An 850-nucleotide genomic window follows, 5' to 3' on the forward strand; every position below is an offset into this window, starting at 1 on the left:
GCTCATCTAGCCGCCGAGGTAGGCCTCCCGCACCCTCGCATCGCCCAGCAGCGCGGCGCCGTCGCCGCTCATCGTCACCACGCCGGACTCCATCACATAGCCCCGGTCCGCCAGCTGCAGCGCGCGGCTGGCGTTCTGCTCGACCAGCAGGATCGTCACGCCCTCGCGGTGGATCGTCTCGATCACCTGGAAGATCCGGTCCACCATGATCGGCGACAGCCCCATCGAGGGCTCGTCCAGCAGCAGCAGCCTCGGCCGCGACATCAGCGCGCGGCCCATCGCCAGCATCTGCTGCTCGCCGCCGGACATGGTGCCGGCCAGCTGGTGGCGCCGTTCCTTGAGCCGCGGGAACAGCGCGTAGACGCGCTCGGTGTCCTCGGCGATGCCGTCCGCGTCGCGGCGCGTGTAGGCGCCCATCAGCAGATTCTCGGCGATGCTCATGCGGGTGAAGGTGCCGCGGCCTTCGGGCACCATCACCAGGCCCTGGCGCACCAGGTCCCAGGCGCCCTGGCCGCGGACCGGCCGGCCCAGGTAGCGCAGCTCGCCGCCGGCCACCGGCTGCAGGCCGGTGATCGCCTTCAAGGTGCTGGTCTTGCCGGCGCCGTTGGCGCCGATCAGGGTGACCAGCTCGCCCTGGCGCACCTCGAAGCTGGCGCCCTTGACGGCGCGGATGCCGCCGTAGGCGACTTCCAGGGCGTCGGCTTGAAGGAGGGTGTCGGTGTTCGTCGTCGTGTTCATGCGTGTTGCGCCGCGTCGGCGCCCAGGTAGGCCTCGATGACCTGCGCGTTGCGCTGCACCTCGGCCGGCGTGCCATCGGCGATGCGCCGGCCATGGTCCAGCACGGTGATGC

1 protein-coding gene and 1 pseudogene are annotated in these 850 nt (G+C 71.3%); both read right to left on the bottom strand.

The window, feature by feature from the left end; all coding sequences use genetic code 11:
• Positions 1-6 precede the first annotated feature (6 nt).
• Positions 7-738 carry an ABC transporter ATP-binding protein gene (locus B0W88_RS32045; RefSeq protein WP_077038439.1) on the bottom strand — a complete coding sequence of 244 codons (732 nt, stop codon included), beginning with the start codon at positions 736-738 and terminating at the stop codon, positions 7-9.
• Positions 735-850 (bottom strand): annotated as a pseudogene (locus tag B0W88_RS32050) (ABC transporter ATP-binding protein); the annotation flags it as partial. The pseudogene B0W88_RS32050 and the gene B0W88_RS32045, both read right to left, overlap by 4 nt.

The organism is Pelomonas sp. KK5 (assembly GCF_001984095.1).
Classification (GTDB): Bacteria; Pseudomonadota; Gammaproteobacteria; order Burkholderiales; family Burkholderiaceae_C; genus KK5.